Annotated in this window: 5 protein-coding genes; all 5 read left to right on the top strand. The window is 67.9% G+C overall.

Features of this window, described 5'->3' with window-relative positions; all coding sequences use genetic code 11:
• Positions 1 to 20 precede the first annotated feature (20 nt).
• The 5 genes from ACQP06_RS19450 to ACQP06_RS19430 are packed head-to-tail and all read left to right on the top strand — an operon-like array spanning position 21 to position 18,168.
• Entirely contained in the window at positions 21 to 5,984 is a 5,964-nt protein-coding gene (locus tag ACQP06_RS19450; protein WP_433665948.1) for an SDR family NAD(P)-dependent oxidoreductase, read from the top strand.
• A gap of 31 nt (positions 5,985 to 6,015) precedes the next feature.
• On the top strand, positions 6,016 to 12,978 hold the full coding sequence (locus tag ACQP06_RS19445; RefSeq protein WP_433665947.1) for a beta-ketoacyl synthase N-terminal-like domain-containing protein: 6,963 nt from the start codon (positions 6,016 to 6,018) through the stop codon (positions 12,976 to 12,978).
• Positions 12,975 to 14,570 carry a PfaD family polyunsaturated fatty acid/polyketide biosynthesis protein gene (locus ACQP06_RS19440; protein WP_433665946.1) on the top strand — a complete coding sequence of 532 codons (1,596 nt, stop codon included), beginning with the start codon at positions 12,975 to 12,977 and terminating at the stop codon, positions 14,568 to 14,570. The genes ACQP06_RS19445 and ACQP06_RS19440 overlap by 4 nt, the downstream gene beginning before the upstream one ends.
• A complete protein-coding gene (locus tag ACQP06_RS19435) occupies positions 14,567 to 16,384 on the top strand; it encodes an acyl-CoA dehydrogenase (protein ID WP_433665945.1) in 1,818 nt (605 codons plus the stop codon). Before ACQP06_RS19440 ends, ACQP06_RS19435 begins: the two co-directional genes overlap by 4 nt.
• Entirely contained in the window at positions 16,381 to 18,168 is a 1,788-nt protein-coding gene (locus ACQP06_RS19430) for an acyl-CoA dehydrogenase family protein (protein WP_433665944.1), read from the top strand. Before ACQP06_RS19435 ends, ACQP06_RS19430 begins: the two co-directional genes overlap by 4 nt.
• The last annotated feature ends 10 nt before the right edge of the window (positions 18,169 to 18,178 follow it).

Here is an 18,178-nt window from a genome sequence, read left to right as displayed (position 1 = left end):
TCCAGCCAAGGAAAAGTGCAATGGACAATCGGATGAAGCTCAGCGATACACCTATCGCCATCGTCGGCCTGGGCGCGTTGTTCCCGCGTTCCGCCGATCTCTCGGACTTCTGGTCGAATGTTGTCGAAGCCGCCGACTGCATCGAGGACGTGCCGGAATCGCACTGGCGGATCGAGGACTACTACGACCCGGATCCCAGCGCGCCGGACAAGACCTACGTCAAACGCGGCGGCTTCATTCCGACGATCGACTTCAACCCGCTCGAATTCGGCCTGCCGCCGAACCAGCTCGAGGTCACCGATGTCCTCCAGCTGTTGAGTCTGGTGGTGGCCAAGCAGACCCTCGCGGATGCGGGCGCACCCGATTCGAAGTGGTACGACCCGAGCCGGACCGGCGTGATCCTCGGAATCACGGGCGCCAACTCGCTCACCCAGCCGCTGGCCACCCGGCTGCAGACTCCGGTCCTCAAAGAGGTCGTGCGCAGCTGCGGGCTCAGTGATCAGGACGCCGAGGAGATCGCGGCGAAGTTCGTGAAGGCCTTTGCGCCTTGGGAGGAGAACTCCTTCCCGGGCATGCTCGGCAATGTCGTCGCCGGCCGCATCGCCAACCGTTTCGACCTGGGCGGCACGAACTGCACCGTCGACGCCGCTTGCGCGAGTTCGCTTGCCGCAGTGCACATGGCGGTCGCCGAATTGGTCTCCGGCCGTGCTGACTTGATGATCAGCGGTGGCTGTGACGCCGAGAACACCATCCTGATGTACCTGTGCTTCAGCAAGACCCCCGCGCTGTCCAAGTCCGGCATGATCCGCCCGTTCGATGAGAACTCCGACGGCACCATGATCGGCGAGGGCATGGGCATGCTCGCCCTCAAGCGACTGGCCGACGCCGAACGCGATGGAGACCGAATCTACTCGGTGCTGCGCGGAATCGGCAGCTCGAGCGATGGACGATTCAAGAGCATTTACGCGCCGCGCAAAGAAGGTCAGATCGTCGCGCTGCAGCGCGCCTACGACGACGCCGGATTCGGTCCCGAGCAGATCGGTTTGCTCGAATGCCACGGCACCGGCACGGCTGTCGGCGACGTGACCGAATTGTCTGCTCTGCGTGAGGTCTTCGCCGAGGCGAGCGAAGAGAAGCAGTTCTGCGCGGTCGGCAGCGTGAAGTCGCAGATCGGCCACACCAAGGCGGCGGCCGGTGCGGCTGGTCTGATCAAGCTTTCGATGGCGTTGCACCAGAAGGTCCTTCCGCCGACGATCAATGTCGAGAAGCCCAAAGAGTCTGTCGACTTCCCGAACTCGCCGTTCTGGGTGAACACGTCCAGTCGGCCGTGGTTGCTGGAGCCGAATCGTGAATGGCGTCGGGCGGCGAGCTCGTCGTTCGGATTCGGTGGCACCAACTTCCACTGTGTGCTCGAGGAGTACGACCCGGTCGGGGCGGATACTCGTGCGCTGCACCGTGATTACCAGGTGCATGTCTGGCAGGGTGCGGACGTCGACGCCCTGCTGGCCGCGGTCGCCGACCGGCCCACGGGAGGCGATGTCGACGCGCCGATCGCGGCCGCGCATGCCCGGCTGGCCGTGGTCGCACGCGATGCGGCCGAGCTGGAGACGTTGCGAGACAAGGCGATCGAGCGGCTGCGTTCCGAGCCGCGGGTCGAATCGTTCGAGCTGCCGGGCGGCGCCTGGTATCGCCGGCAGGGGGCGGTGCCGGGCAAGATCGCGGCGCTCTTCGCCGGGCAGGGCAGCCAGTACGTCGGAATGGGCGTGCGAACGGCGCTGGCCGTACCGCCGGTCCGCGCCACGCTCGATGCCGCCAGCCGGATCTCGGAGCCCGACGAGCCGCTCAGCCGTGTGGTCTACCCTCCGCAGGCTTTCGATACCGAGACGGCCGTACGCCAGGAAGAGGCGTTGCGCCGCACCGACTTCGCGCAGCCCGCGATCGGCGCGCTGTCCTCCGGTCAATACCGGTACATGGTGGAACTGGGTTTCCACGCGGAAGGCACGCTGGGACACAGCTTCGGTGAGCTCACCGCGCTGTGGGCGGCCGGGGCATTGGACGACGAAACGTTCCACCGCTTGGCCCGGACGCGTGGGCAGGCTATGGCCCAGCTGCCCGAAGGCGCATCCGATCGGGGCACGATGGCGGCGCTCCGCTGCGGCGCCGAGCAGCTCACCGAGCTGCTGGCCGCTCACCCGGATGTGGTGATCTGCAACATCAATGCCCCCGAGCAGACGGTCGTGGGCGGCGGCACCGAGGCGGTGCGCGCCTTCGCCGAGGCGGCCGACCGGCTCGGTCTGGGCGCGAGCCTGCTGCCGGTGTCAGCGGCGTTCCACACCTCCTATGTCGAACATGGCGTTTCGGCCTTCCGCGCAGCGGTGGCCGAGGCGGTGTGCTCCGCTCCGTCGGTTCCGGTCTTCGCGAACACCGCCGGCGCGGAGTACGGAACGGACCTCGAGATCAACCGATCGGTGCTGGTCGAGCAGCTGTCACAGCCGGTTTCGTTCGCGCCGCGCGTGCTCGAGATGTACGAGGCGGGCTACCGGGTCTTCGTTGAGTTCGGTCCCAAGTCGGTGCTTTCCGGACTGGTGCGCAAGATCCTGACCGACCGCGACGACGTCGTGGTGCTGGCCGCGGACGCCGGCCCCGGCGCGGATGGTGACCGCTCGCTCAAGCAGCTCGCCGCACGCCTCGCAGTGCTCGGCCTGCCGCTCGCCGGATTCAACCGCTACAGCGTCGTAGCCCCCGATGTAGTCGAAACCAAAGGAATGAGGATTCCCTTGAACGGCATCAACTACGTCTCCGAGGAGCGTCGCGGCGCTTATCGGGACGCACTCGAGAACGGATACCAGGTGCCCCAGTCGGAGACCGCCCCGGCGCCCGCCCCGGGCAACGGAAACGGCCACCCCGCGCCCGCTCCGGTGCAGGCCGCGGCGCCGGTGGCGCCCGTGCCCGAGACCATGGCCGCAGACCACCTGGTGCTGCACCGTGAATATCTCAGCAGCCAGATTCGTGTGGCCGAAAGGCTGAGCGGCATCCTGGAATACGACGCCCGGCAGGGCACCCTGACCGAGCTGACCGTCGCCGGTCTCACCTCGGTCAGTGACCACAGCGTCGCGATCGGCCAGGCGCACAGCCAGGCCAGCGAGGTGCTCCTGGGCTTCGCCTACCTCGAGGCCGGTATGGGCGGTGCCGCTCCGGCCGTGCGTCGACCGGTCGAGCGACTGCCGCGCCCTGAGCTGACGGTGGGACAGTCCGCCCACACCCAGGCCATCGCCGCTCCGGCCCCCGCGTCCGTCCCGGTCGCGCAGCCGGTCGCCGTGGCTGCTCCCGCGGCCCCGGTCGCTGTCCCCGTCGCGCCGGCTGCCGCTCCCGTGGCTCCGGCCGTGCCGGCCGCCCCGGCCCCCGCCATCGCCGGTGACCCCACCGAGGTTGTCCAGCAGGCCCTGCTGGAGGTCGTGGCCGAGAAGACCGGCTACCCGACCGACATGCTCGACATGGACATGGACGTCGAGGCCGACCTCGGCATCGACTCCATCAAGCGAGTCGAGATCATGGGTGCCCTGCAGGAGCGCTTCCCCGACAGCCCGCAGGCCGGACCCGAGCAGATGGGTGAGCTGCGGACCCTGGGTGGCATTGTCACCTTCATCAGCGGTGCGATCGCCGGTGTCAATGGGGCGGAGGCGGTTCTCCCAAAAGCTGACGGCGCGTCCCGGATTGGCCGGATGCAGGCGCGCCTTGTCGAGATTCCTTCTGTCCTCTCTCTGGTCGGGGCGTATGTTGAACAGCCGGTAGCGCTGGTCGCCGGTGACGGTAGCGCCTTGACCGACCCGATCTCCGCCGCTCTCTCGGCGGCGGGCTGGACCGTGCAGCGTGGCACGGAGGTTCCTGGCCGGGTGGATCTGGTGTTGTTCCTGGCGCCAGATTCCCCGGCCGCGTGGGCGGAGTCCATCGTGACCCTCGAATCCGCGCTTCTGACTGCGGCATCGGTTCAGCGCCTGCTGGAGCGGAGTGCCGAGCACGGACGCGCGGCTTTCGTCACGGTCAGCCGGATCGATGGGCTCCTGGGCCTGTCCGGCGGCGGCGACGCCGCCGGACTCCTCGGCGGCCTGCCCGGCCTCGTGAAAACCCTTGCGATCGAGGCTCCTTCACTGTTCTGCCGCGCTGTCGACCTGAGCCCGGAACTCACCGGGGAGCAGGCGGTGGCCCAGCTGATCGCCGAGATCGCCGATGCGGACGCCGCGATCGTGGAGGTCGGCGTATCCGCGGACATGAGCCGCCGAACGCTGGCGGCGACGATCGAGGACGGCACTGATCCGCTACTGCCACTGGGCGATTCGGTTCCTGAACCGACCACGGAGGATCTGCTGGTGGTCACCGGCGGCGGACGTGGCGTCACCGCGGCGTGTGCCATCGGCCTGGCTCGGCGCTACCGCAGCGGCATGCTGCTGTTGGGCCGCAGCGCACTCGGAGAAGAACCCGTGTGGGCCACAGGCGTTCCCGACGGCGCCCTCAAGGGTGTGATCGCCGGCGAGCTGCGGTCGGCCGGCGCCAAGCCGACGCCGCGCGATGTGGAGCGGATCTACCGCGGGCTCATCGCGAGCCGGGAGATCCGGGAAACCCTGGCGGCAATCCGCGCAACGGGGGCATCGGCGGAGTACTTGGCCGTCGATGTGACCGATGCCGAGGCCACCGCGGCCGTGCTGGATCCGTATCGGGACCGGATCACCGGTCTGATCCACGGCGCGGGTGTCCTCGCGGACAAGGCGATCGTGGATCAGCGCGGCGCTGATGTCGGTCCGGTGCTGGCGACCAAACTGGCCGGGTTGCGCTCGGTACTGGACGCCATCGGCGAGGACCGCCTGAACCATGTGGTCTTGTTCTCCTCGATCGCGGGATTCTTCGGTAACCGCGGGCAGTCCAGCTACGCCAGCGCGAACGAGGCGCTCAACCGCGTCGCCGCGGCCCTGCGACGCCGCCTCCCGGCCTCCCGCGTCACCTCGGTGAACTGGGGAGCCTGGGCGGGCGGCATGGTGACTCCGCAACTCGAGCGCATGTTCGCCGAACGCGGTGTCACGCTGATTCCGCTGGCAACGGGCGTGGACTTCTTCGCCGAGCAGTTCAGCACGGCCCGCTCCCACGATGTGGTGGTCGTGGTCGGGCCGAACCAGCCGCTGTCGGCGAAGCCTCCGCGGGAGATCGACAGTGGAACAACGGTATTGCGTCTTCCGATGGCAGGGCTGGCAGAGAACGAAGTTCTGTCCGACCACGCCATAGGCGGGATCCCGGTGCTGCCGGCCACGGCGGCGGTCGGTGCGATCCTGGGCGCGGCGCAGCGTCTGCGAGGCATCCCGGTCACCCGGCTGACCGATTTCTCGGTGCTGAAGGGCGTGGTTCTCGACGAGAACGCACCGCTGCACCTGGATCTGGCGGTGACCGGCGAGCAGGTGTTGGTGACCGACTCCTCCGGTCGGCCGCGCTTCCGGGCGCGGGTTGGGACGGAATCAGCCGGTGCTGCACCGACTCTCGCGCTGCCCGATCTGAGCACCATCGATCCGGCTACGGCCTATGCCGACGGCATCCTGTTCCACGGACCGTCGCTGGCCGGGATCACCGGCACGGTGGCGGCGCCGGACGGGCGGTTGGTGGCGGTGTGCCGCCCGGTCGAGCCACGGCTCGGCGCCGGTGAATTCTCCGCAGGGCAGTACTCGCCGGAGTCGGCCGATCTGCTGCTTCAGGCGGCCCTGGTGCAGGTGCATCGGACCGTCGGGCTCAACAGTCTGCCGACAGCGATCGGCGCGGTCGAGGTGTACGACGCCCTGCCCGAGACGGGCGAATTCCTGGTGGTCGTGGATGCCCTCCAGGTGAACGGTTCAGTGGCCAGAGGCACTGTCACCGCCTGCGCTCGTGACGGCCGTGTGCTGTTGCGCTTCGAGGCCGTGCAACTGGTGACGGATGCCGCTCTGGGCGCGAAATTCCATTCCTGACGGATCAATCGGATCGGACAGTGTGACATCCATGTCGGACACATACAGCGGGACGCCGATCGCCATCGTCGGCATCGGCTGCCTGCTCCCGGGCGCGAATTCGCCCCAGCAATTCTGGGCCAACCTGCTCGCCGGCGCCGACCTGCGCCAAGAGGGCACCGCCGACACCTTCGGCGCGAATCCGGCAACACCGGGCGCGTGGGGTGACGAGACCCACGGAATCACCTCTGTGCGCGGTGGTTTCGTGACCGAACCCGAGATGGACCACGACGGCCTGCGCATCGACGCGCAGACTGTCGAGGGCCTCGGCGCGGTGGTCCAGTGGCCGCTGTATGCGATCCGGCAGGCACTGGCCGATGCCGGGATCGCCGAGGACGATCCGGCGCTCGACCGCACCGGACTCGTCCTCGGCAACTATTCCTTTCCGACCGAGCAATCGGTCAGGCTGTGTCTGCCGATGTTCCGCGAGGGCGTCAGCAGGGGACTGAGACTGGCCGGACTTCCCTTGCCGGACAGCGAGTCCCGGTCGTGGCAACCGGACGCACCGGTGCGATCGGTCTGGCCGTCCGGATTGCCCGCAACCGTCGTAGCCGACGCACTCGGCCTGGGCGGACCGCGCCTGGCGCTGGACGCGGCATGCTCCTCGGCGCTGTACAGCATGAGCCTGGGCCGCGACTACCTCGCCACCGGCGCTGCCGATGTGGTCCTCGCCGGCGCGGTATGTGCCCCGGACCCCTTACTGATCCACCTGTCCTTCAGCGACCTGCACGCCTACCCCGGTAATGGCGTCAGCCAGCCCTTCGACTCAGCGTCCACGGGCATCGTCACCGGCCAGGGTGCGGGCGTGCTGGTACTCAAGCGGCTCGCCGACGCGGTGCGCGACGGCGATCGGATCCACGCGGTGGTCGAATCCATCGGACTCGGCAATGACGGCGCGGGCGCTCATCCGCTGGTGCCCAATATCTCCGGGCAACTCGCCACCTATCGTCAGGCATACGGCGCGGGCGTGAGTCCCCGGTCGGTTGACTACATCGAATGCCATGCGACCGGCACCCCCGTGGGTGACCCCATCGAACTGCGCGGGCTCACGGAGTTCTTCGGTGAGGACCAGGTTCCCCTGCTCGGGTCGGTGAAGGGCAACGTCGGTCACTTGCTGACCGTCGCGGGATTCACCAGTGTCCTCAAGGCGATCCTGGCCATGCGACACGGCATCATTCCCGCCACGCCGACCGCGACCGAGCCCATCCGGCCGACCGGTGCGGAACACGCCGCCGACCGTATCGTGACAGCGAATCAGCCCTGGCCCGGCACTGCGGATCGGCCCCGCCGTGCGGGCGTGTCCGCCTTCGGATTCGGTGGTACCAACGCCCATCTCGTCCTGACCGACACAGTGACGTCCATCCCTGAAACGGCAGCGCCACAGGCGATTCGGATGGCAGTCGGCGGACTCGGTGTGCGGGTGGGTGAAGTCGCCGGCGTGCCCGCGCTGCGTCGTGCTCGCCGCGCCGGACGCGCCGCGCTGGTCGAGCGCCCCGAGACACGATGGTACGGAGCGGAATCGCTCGGCATCGCCGAGCTCGAGTCGGCCGCCGACGCCGGTTACGTCGACACCGTCGAGGTGGACGTGCGGGGCTACCGCATGCCGCCTGCCGAACTCGCCCAGGCCAACCCACAGCATCTGCTGCTGTTCGAAGCCGCTGACGAGGCGTTGGCCGATGCCGGACTGGCCGCCACGTCTTCGAAGGATCGTGCCGAGCGCCGCATCGGCGTGGTGATCGCCATGGAGATGGAGCCGCGTTCGCACGCACACCGCGCCCGCTTCGACATCGGCGCTCACGTGCGTTCCGAATGCGCCCGTACCGGAATGGATCTGACCGCGGACGAGCTCCAACGCCTGGAGACCGCTGTCCGGGCCGGGGTGCACGACCCGATCGGCGCGAACGAGGTGCTGAGCTACATCGGGAACGTGATGGCGGCCCGTATCGCCTCCGCGCACAACTTCACCGGTCCGGCTTTCACGGTGTCGGCCGATGCCACGGGCGGCGCACGCGCGCTCGAGATCGCGGCCCTGCTGCTGCTCGATCCGACTGTGGAGGCCGTCCTGGTCGGCGGTGTCGAGCTGGCCACGGGATACGAGAACACTCTCGTCCGAACCATGCTCGCCGACGGTGTCCGCCCGGTGCTGGGCGATGGCGCGGCGGCTGTCGTGCTCACTCGGGCGACAGCGGATTCCCAGCTGACGATCGACGCGGTGGTGACCGACGCCGGCGGTCCCACATCGCTGGCGGGCAAGGTGTGCTCGGCGCTCACCGACTATGGCTTGACCCCGGCTGACGTCGGATATCTGGAGCTTGCGGCCGATCTGGATGCGGAGCAGCTCGGCGAGCTCGCCCAGCTCTATGGTGAGCGCGGCACGGATGTACCGGGCTGCGCGCTGGCCGGCCATGTGCCGCTGTTCGGCGATACTCAGCAGGCGAGCGTTCTGGTGGGCGTGGTTTCGGCAGCGCTGAGCCTGCGGTATCGGGAATTGCCTCCCGCCGCGGCCGAGATCGGTGAGACGGCCGACTCGACAGCCGGATTCACCGATTCCGCGCTGCGGCTCCTGGACGGTCCTGTCCCGTGGCTCGGACGCCGCGTCGACGACCGTCTGGTCGCCGCCGTGCACGCGGTCGACGGCGCCGCCGCAGCGCACATCATCCTTTCCGCGCCACCGTCGCGCCCTGCGGTCGAAACCCTCGACTGGTCGGGTTCCGTCGCGCCGATGCTGGTGCCGCTGTCGGGCGACAGCGGCCGAGACCTGGCCGACGCCGCCCAGGAATGTCTGGACGCGCTCGAGAGCGGCACCGCGCCGTTGGATCTGGCACGGCGCCAAGCGACTACCGAGCGCCGCGGACGATATGTCGCGGCCATCGTCGCCGCCGATGCGGCCGCGCTTCGCCGGGAGTTGTCGGCGGCCGTGAAGCACCTTCCGGAAACGATCGCCGCGGAACGAGACTGGACAACACCGGCGGGCAGCTACTGCACGCCGCGCCCGGTCGGAGCAGACGGACGGATCGCCTTCGTCTATCCGGGTGCCTTCACCGCCTACCCGGGTGCGGGCCGCGAGCTGTTCACGCTCTTTCCAGGCTTGCTGTCGGAGTTCGAACGCGATTCCCGTGCGCCCTGGACCGAGTACAAGCACGCCGCTCTGTTCCCGACCGCCGCGCTGGGTGTCGACCGTGCCACCCTGATGAAGCACGAGGGGGAGTTGATCGAGTCGATCCCGACCATGCTCGCCCTCGGTACCAACGCCGCGGTGCTGGCGACCCGGATGCTGCGCGACGCCCTGGGCATACGACCGGACGGCGGCTTCGGCTACAGCCTGGGGGAGAGCAGCATGCTCTTCGCGATGGACGTGTGGGATGCCGCGGTCCGCGATGACACGCCGCTGACGGCGTCCCCGCTGTTCATCGACCAGCTGCGCGGACCCAAACGCCTCATCCGTTCGGCGTGGGGGTTGCCGGATTCGATGCCCGACCGTGAGGTGTGGACCACTCAGGTGGTGCTTGCCGACGCCGAGCGGGTGCGAGCGGCATTGTCGGGCTTGGATCGGGTTCACCTGACTCACATCAATACTCCGCGCGAAGTGGTGGTGGCGGGATTCCCGGAGCAGGTCCGCGAGCTCATCGCCCGTTTGGACTGCAAGTCCGCCAAGGCTCCCGCGAACCACGTCATGCACTGCGCTGTGGTGGAATCGGAGTTCGCGGAGTTCGCCTCCCTCAACGACCACCCGCTGGGCGCGCCCGCGCCGGGTCTGGAGTTGCTGTCGAGCTTCGATTACGGCCTGGTCGACGTGTCGGACCGCTCGGTGATTTCCCGCCGCATCGCCGACACTCTGTGCACCACGGTCGATTTCGCCAGGCTCACCGAGGCCGCCTACGACCGCGGATTCCGAGTGTTCATCGAGGTCGGTCCGGGGGCGACGTGTACCCGATGGATCGGAGACACACTCGGGGACCGTCCGCATGCCGCCGTATCGGTGGATCGCCGGGGAATGTCCACTGGGCAGTCGGTATGCGCCGCACTCGCCCGGCTGGTCAGCCACGGGGTCGAGGTCCGGCTGGACCGCCTGTTCCCGGCGGAGCCCGCGCCGGTCCGGCCGGTGTTCCGCGCGTCGGTCACCTGCGGTGGCGAATCACTGGTCGGTCGGGTCCGGGACCGCGCGGAACCCATTCTGGCCGAGGTGAATGCGCGCCGTGCCTTCGAGGCCGAGGTGCAGAGTCTGCTTCCGATCACCGTCGAACCGGATGCCATCGTCATCGAGGGAGAGCCGTTCGTGTATCTACCGTCCCGTCAGCCCGCCGAGCTTGCCGCAGCACCTGTTGCCATCGCGGAGCCGACCATCCGCCGGCCGCAGCCGGCCGTTGCCGCCGCACCAGTGATCGCGGCGCGCATGCGAGTTCTCCAACCCATGCGGTACAGCGTCTCCGACGCGCACACATCCTTCCTGCGCGCGCAGAATGCCTTGGCGCTGGCCAGTGTCGACGCACTCGAAGCGAGTCGCGGACTGGTACCTCCACCTGTGCCGAACTCGCCCGTCCCGGCAGCCCCGACCCGACCCGTGGTCTGGGATGAAGCACAGCTGCTGGAGTTCGCCGCCGGCAAGGTGGTGAACGTCTTCGGCCCTGATTTCGCCGAGTACGACACCTACCCGGTCCGTGTACGTCTGCCCGAGCCGCCCTACCACTTCGTCACTCGCGTCACCGAAATCAACGGCACTCCAGGGGTTTACGAACCCTCGTCGATCACCACCGAATACGACGTGCCGGTCGGCGCGTGGTACTCGGTGGACGGCCTGGTTCCCTGCGCCGTCACTATCGAGGCAGGCCAGTGTGACCTGCTGCTGATCAGCTACCTGGGCATCGACTTCCGGAACAAGGGTGAGCGCGTCTACCGGCTGCTCGACAGCGAGCTGGTATTCCACGGGAGCCTCCCACGTGAGGGCCAGACGCTTCGCTACGAGATCAATATCGCGCGCTTCGTCTGGAACGGCGACAGCCTGCTGTTCTTCTTCAACTACCGCTGCTACGCCGACGGCATGCTCATTCTCGAGTTGCTCAACGCCTGCGCGGGCTTCTTCTCCCCCGCCGAGCTGGAGAACTCCCTCGGCGTGGTGACCAGCGCGGCCGACCGCAGGCGGCGAGAGGCCATGAGCCACACCTGGTTCAAGCCGCTGGCTCGAACCGCGCGAACGTCGCTGTCCAGCAGCGATCTGGAACTGCTCGCCCAGGGGCGGCCCGGTGAGGTGTTCGGCCCGGCCTGGGACCAGACCGCGGACGGCAGCAATCGCTCACTGCGGCTGCCGGATTCGATGCTGCGCATGATCGACGAGATCACGATGATCGACCGGCTCGGCGGCCCCTGCGGGATCGGTGAACTGAGCGCGGTCAAGCACCTCGACCCCGAGGGCTGGTACTTCAAGTGCCACTTCCCGGGTGACCCGGTGCTGGCCGGTTCACTGGTCGCGGAGGGCGGCGTGCAGCTGCTGCAGGTCTACGCGATGTATCTGGGCATGCACCTGGTGCTTCCGGATGGCGAATTCCAATCCATCCCGGGTCTGAAGACGCAGGTCAAGGTTCGCGGACAGATCACACCGAACCAGCGCAGCCTCCGCTATCACGTCGAAATCACGAAGCTGACGATGCTGCCGCGCCCGGCGGTGATCGCCGACATCGTCGTCTACGACGGGGACAAGGCGATGATCAGCATGCAGAACTTCGGTGTGCAGGTCCGTGAGAAGCCCGGCACCCATTACCGGCCCGAAACCGGTGGCATCCCGGCATTCCTCGGCCGGCGGAACGTCCACGGCGAGCCCGCGTTCATCAACGAGCTGCATCTGGCCCACGCCGCCAAGGGCGACCTCGCCACCGCCATGGGGCCGGAATTCGAGATCTACGCCGACCGCAAGGCGCCCTACATCCCAAACGGTGACTTCCGCTTCGTCGACCGGATCATGCGATTCAATGGCGTCCGTGGCCAATTGAAGTCCGGCGCCACCATGGAGACCGAGTACGACTGCCCGCCGGAAGCCTGGTACTTCCACGAGAACGCCTTCCCCGGCATGCCGAACTGTGTCTACATGGAGTCCTCGCTGCAGGCGGCCATTCTGCTCGGCTACTACCTGGGGGCCACCCTGGCGACGCCGGAGCAGGAGCTGAACATTCGCAACCTGGACGGCACCGCGGGTGTCGTCAAACAGATCGATCTGCGCGGCAAGACGATTCGCCAGCACACCCGGATGACCTTCAACCAGGTCATGCCCGGCACGTCGCTGCAGAAGTTCAGCTACGAGCTGTTCGCGGATGGCGAGCTGTTCTACCAGGGCGAGTCCATGTTCGGCTATCACACGGCCGACGCACTGGCCAACCAGGTCGGCCTGGACGCGGGCAAGTACGTGGCGCCCTGGCTGGACGAGCAGGACAGCCTGCCGGCCGGTGCGATTCGCACGCTCGCGGTGCGCGGCGCGGACGACTGGTTCTCCCGGCCGGGGCTGCGGTTGGCCGATGGACATCTGCGCATGGTCGACACCGTCGACATCGTCGACGGCGGAGGCAAGTTCGAGCAGGGATACCTGCGTGGCCACCGCGAAATCGATCACGACGATTGGTATTTCGAGTGCCACTTCTACCGCGACCCGGTCATGCCCGGTTCGCTCGGTGTCGAGGCGCTGATCCAGGCACTGCAGGTCTACGCCATCGAACAGGGGATCGGCGGGGAGTTCGACGACCCGGTCTTCGCCATGCCGGTCGGGGTACCGATGACCTGGAAGTACCGCGGCCAGATTCTGCGGACCGAGGGCCCGATGACCTTCGACCTGCACATCAAGGAAATCCGGCGCGAGGACGGCCGGGCGCTGGTGATCGCCGACGCCAATGTCTGGAAGCCGGGCATGCGCATCTACGAGATCACCGACATCGCCGTTGAGGTGCACAACCGTCGAGAGGACGAACGATGAGCATCACCCTCGGAACCGACGACTTCGTCGAACCGATTGTCCACACGACCGTCGAGGGCTTGTACGACACCCTCACCGACCTCGAGTCTCCCGTCTACGTGGTGCGCACGCCCGAGGGCGTCGGGCTCAGCGTGCACCGGCCGCTGGACGACGCGACCGTTGTCGCCGCGGTTGGCCCCTTGGTCCCGGAAAGCCTCGGCTCCCAGGCGTTTCGTGCGCAGCACGGAGTGCGGTACGCCTACATGGGCGGCGCGATGGCGGGTGGCATCGCCTCGGAGGACTATGTCATCGCGCTGGCGCGGGCCGGATATCTCGGCTCATTCGGCGCGGCCGGCCTGCTGCCGTCGCGGGTGGAGGCGGCCCTGCAGCGGTTCGCGGCGGAGATCCCCGGTCTTCCCTACGCCGCCAACCTGATTCACAGCCCGAGCGAGGCCGAGCTCGAGCGCGCCGCAGTGGAGCTGTTCCTGCGCTACGGCGTCCGTTGTGTCGAGGCGTCGGCCTTCATGGACATCACCCCGAACATCGTCCGCTACCGGGTGGCCGGACTGTCTCGCTCCGCCGACGGCTGGGTGATCACCGCGAATCGGGTGATCGCCAAGGTTTCTCGCGCCGAGGTCGCCGAGAAGTTCATGCGCCCGGCGCCGGAGGCCATGGTCGCCGAGCTGGTCGCCGCGGGTCTGGTGACCGCCGAACAGGCCGAGCTGGCCCGGCTGGTTCCGCTGGCCGACGACATCACCGCGGAGGCCGATTCCGGTGGCCACACCGATCGCCGTCCACTGACCACCTTGTTTCCATCGCTGGTGCGTCGCCGTGACCAGCTGCGACACGAACTCGGTTTGCCGTTGGACGTCCGAATCGGCGCCGCGGGTGGCATCGGTACGCCGATCGCCGCGGCCGCGGCCTTCGCGATGGGCGCCGACTACATCGTCACCGGTTCGGTGAACCAATCCTGTCTCGAGGCAGGTACGTCCAGCGAAGTCCGGCATCTGCTGGCCCAGTCCGGTGTCGCCGATGTGGACATGGCCCCGGCGGCAGACATGTTCGAGCTCGGCGTGGAGCTGCAGGTGCTGAAGAAGGGCACGATGTTCGCGATGCGGGCCAAGCGCCTGTACGAAATCTATTGCGCCTACTCCGGTCTGGACGCACTGCCCGAGGCGGAGCTGACCCGGCTCGAGGGACAGATCCTGCGTCGTACCGTGGACGAGGTCTGGCAGGACGTGGTCGAGTACTTCACCCGCCGTGACCCCGACCAGCTGACGCGGGCCGCCGACGACCCGAAGCGGAAGATGGCACTCATCTTCCGGTGGTACCTGGGGATGGCCTCGCGGTGGGCGGTCGTCGGCGACGGTGATCGGACGCTCGACTACCAGATCTGGTGCGGCCCGGCGATGGGCAGCTTCAACGAATGGGTTCGCGGTTCCTACCTGGCGGCCGCCGAGAACCGTCGCGTCGCCGATGTCGCGCGGAACCTGATGCAGGGAGCGGCCTTCACCTCCCGCGTGCACCAACTGGCGCTCGCCGGGGTGCGGATGCCCCGTGGCACCGCTGATTTTCGCCCCGCACCGACCGAACAGAGCGGGAACGAGCTGTGACCGCGGTAGCGGATTTCGCACCCGCCCAGCTGTATTCGGCCGCGGCGGAGTTGGATGCCGCGCTCGGAGATCCCACCGACCCGGACAACGACTGCGGTTTCGCCGCGATGATCACCCGGGCTGAGCGCGGCTCCTTTCCCGATGCGCTGACCGACGCGGCCGGCCCGGCGCTGCGGTTGTCCTACGTGCCCGCGGCGGCGGGCGGGGACCTGGTGCGCTACGACGAGACGTTCGCGCTGGTCCGTGTCGCTGCCCGGCGGGACCTGACCGTCATGCCCGCGACAATGATCGACATCACGGCAACCTCGTGCGTCCTGCTGGCCGGCTCGGCAGAGCAGCGGCAGCGGGTCGTCGAGCTGCTGCGCGGTGGCGGATCCATCGGTTTCGCGTTCTCCGAGCCCGACCACGGCAGTGACCTGCTCGCGAACACGTGCGCCCTGATGCCCTCCGCGAACGGGTGGCACCTCGACGGGTCGAAGTGGCTCACCGGCTTCGGGAACCGGGCCGAAGCGGCCCTGGTGATCGGCCACACAGGAGGCCGGGGCCCGGCCGCGTTCAGCGCGGTTCTCATCGAGAATCCACTCGACCTTCCTTCCTCGGAACAGGAGCCCACCACCTCCATCCGTTTCCAGCGCGTCGCCGGCATGCGCGGCGCGCAGTTCGCCGAGATCCACTTCGGTCAGGTACCCGTCGCCGCTGACGCACTGGTCGGGCAGCTCGGTCGTGGGATGGAAACGGCCATGAAGGCGATGCAGATCGTACGAGCCACCAGCACCGCCGCCAACCTGGCCGGCGCCGACAGCGCGTTGCGGCTCACCCTGGAATTCGCGCGAGGGCACGTGGTCGCGAACCGCCCGGTCGATCACCACCTGGTCAACCGCCGCGAGCTGGGCACCGCGGCGGCGGCCCTGATCGCCTGCGACGCTGCGGCATTGGCGTGCGTGCGCGCGATGCACACCTTCCCGGAGGCACAGAGCCTGTGGTCCGGGACGCTGAAGACGGTACTCACGGGGTTGTCCGAAGAGGTGTTCGCGCGCTGCGCCGATGTTCTCGGCACCAGGAGCGTGCTTCGCGAAGGGCCCGCGGGAGCATTCGATGTGCTGCGTGCCGACAATGCCGCGGTCCGGTACTTCGACACCAGCCCCACCGCGAATCTGCGCTTGGTATCGATGCAGCTGAACTGCTTCGCGGACGCGAAGCACAGTGATCGTGACCCTGAATTGCTGGCTGCCACCTTCGATTTGGGTCGCGAACTGCCGCCGTTGGAGTTCGATCGGCTGGCCCTGAGCGCACGTGGCCGCGATGTGGTGACCGGCGAGTTGGCCGGCGTGCTGGCGCGGGTGCGGGCGGCACTGGACCCGGTCGTGCTCGACCGCGGTGTCCTGGAAGCCGATGCCGCACTACTGCTCCAGGAACTCGAGCTGCTCGAGGTCGAGCTGCGCTCGGCCGCGGCCGACATTCGCGCGGTAGCTGCTCAGCCGTCCGCGCAACGTGGTCCGGTGCAGCTGGACCTGGCCGCCCGTATCGCCCATCTGCACGCGGCCGCGGCGTGTGTGCACCTGTGGTGGTTCAACCGGCACCACTCGCTGTACGGCTGTCCGCCCGGCGCGGTCGGGTGGCTGACGGCAGCCTTGTCGCTGCTGCTGGAGAGGGCTTCGGAGCGTACCGCCAGGCTTCCGATGCCATTGGCGGACACCGCATTCCGGATCGCAGCGCGATTGTGGCGGGAGCAGCGGCTGTTCTCCGCGGCTCCGATCCAGCTGGCCGGACCCCGAACAGACCTGGAAGACGAGAAAGGACGGACGCCGGCATGACCGTTCAGCACAATATCGGCCTCGCCGAGGGACTCGAACGCCATCTCGGCGATCCTCACGATCCGGCGACCCTGCTGTCGTTCCAGCGCATTCTGCGTTACGACGAGCTGGAGGAGTTCCCGCACGAACTGGTCGGCGAACTGCAGCGGCAGGCTGTTCACGAGTACTGTCTGCCGGCCGAATGGGGCGGGCGCGCCGGGGACGTCGAGACCGGCTTCCTACTGCTGCGCCTGGTCGCACGTCGCGACCCGACCACCGCCAGCGCGCTCATGCTGACCGACCTCGCCTTCATGCCGACCTGGATCGGTGGCAGCGACGACCAGCGCACCCGGTTCGTCTCGATGATCAACAACGGCGCGAAGATGGCATGGGGCCTGTCCGAACGCCATCACGGCAGCGATGTGCTGTCCAATGACATGCGCGCCGAGAAGACCGACGGCGGCTACCTGCTCAGCGGTGAGAAGTGGCTCATCGGCGTCGCGACCCTCGCCGACGTGGTCACGGTGCACGCGCGCACCGGAGCTCGCGGCGGGCCGGGCGACTGGTCGGTGTTCGCGGTCGAAAAGCGTCTGTGCCCTGCGGGATCCGTGCGAGAGGTGCCGAACGAGCGGCTCCACGGATTGCGCGCGCTGGATCTGAGCGGAATTCAGCTCGACGAGGTATTCGTGCCCGAGAGCCACCGCATCGGCGCGGAAGGTCAAGGCCTGGAACTGGTCCTCAAAAGTGCTCAGGTGGCCCGCACCACGATCAGCGGCATCGCCCTCGGGGCGGCGGATACCGCGCTACGGGTGACCTGTGACTTCATTGTCTCCCGTGAGATCTTCGGACAGAAGGTCGCCCAGATCCCCTACACCCGGCGCCAGGTGGCCGAGAGCTTCGCCGACCTGTTGCTCGCCGAGGCGGTCGCGACAGGTGGCGTGCGCGGCCTGCAGGCATGTCCGGAACAAGCGGGCATCTTCTCCGCCATCGTCAAGTACTTCGTGCCGACCTCCCTGGAACGCACGCTGTCACAGTTGTCGCTGGTTCTCGGCGCGCGGCTGTACCTGCGTGAGCACCCGCACTACGGCATCTTCCAGAAGATGCTGCGCGACATCCTGGTTTCGGTTTTCGCCGACGGCAATACCGTCGTGAACCTGAAGAGCGTCGGAGCGCAGCTGGAGACGATCCTGACCCGCGGTGCGACCGCGACGCCGGAGCAGCGCGCGGCCGCGCAGGCCAAGGTCGCGCTCATGTACGACATCGACGCCAAGCTCGATGCGTGGGTTCCGGCACGGCAGCAGCTTTTCAGCCGCGACGGTGACGTCGTACTGGTGGCCCTGCCCGCGGCGATCCAGAAGCTGCGCGAGCTGGCCGATACCCATGAGGGTGACCAGCGAGCCTGGTTCGGTCAATCGGCAGACCTGGCGGACCTGTTGCTGAGTGAGGTCGACCGGCTGGCCACCGACCAGCGTGATTTGCAGGTGCGACTGGGCCGTGAGTATGGACCCTCCGCAGAACTGTATCGCCTGGCCGAGCGGTACTGCGCCCTGCACGCGGCTGCGGCGATCATCCACCTGACCGTCAATTCCGGTGCGGTGCTGGAGGATCCGTTCCCCGACGGTGCGGTCCTGCTGCTGTGCCTGGAACGTGTCTGGCGCACCTTCCAGCCGACCGAGACCCGCACCGGCGTGGTCGAGATCGATCACGTCACCGAAGTCCTCCTGCGACTGCACGATGAGCGAAAGCTGTTCTCGCACTGGCAGATCCAGGTACTGGCATCCGGCGAGTCCGGAACCGACGAATGAACGGAACGAA

This window comes from Nocardia sp. CA-136227 (assembly GCF_050955695.1).
Lineage (GTDB): Bacteria > Actinomycetota > Actinomycetes > Mycobacteriales > Mycobacteriaceae > Nocardia.
The sequence above is the reverse complement of the archived record's forward strand: the minus strand, read 5'-3'. Positions and strand labels throughout refer to the sequence as shown.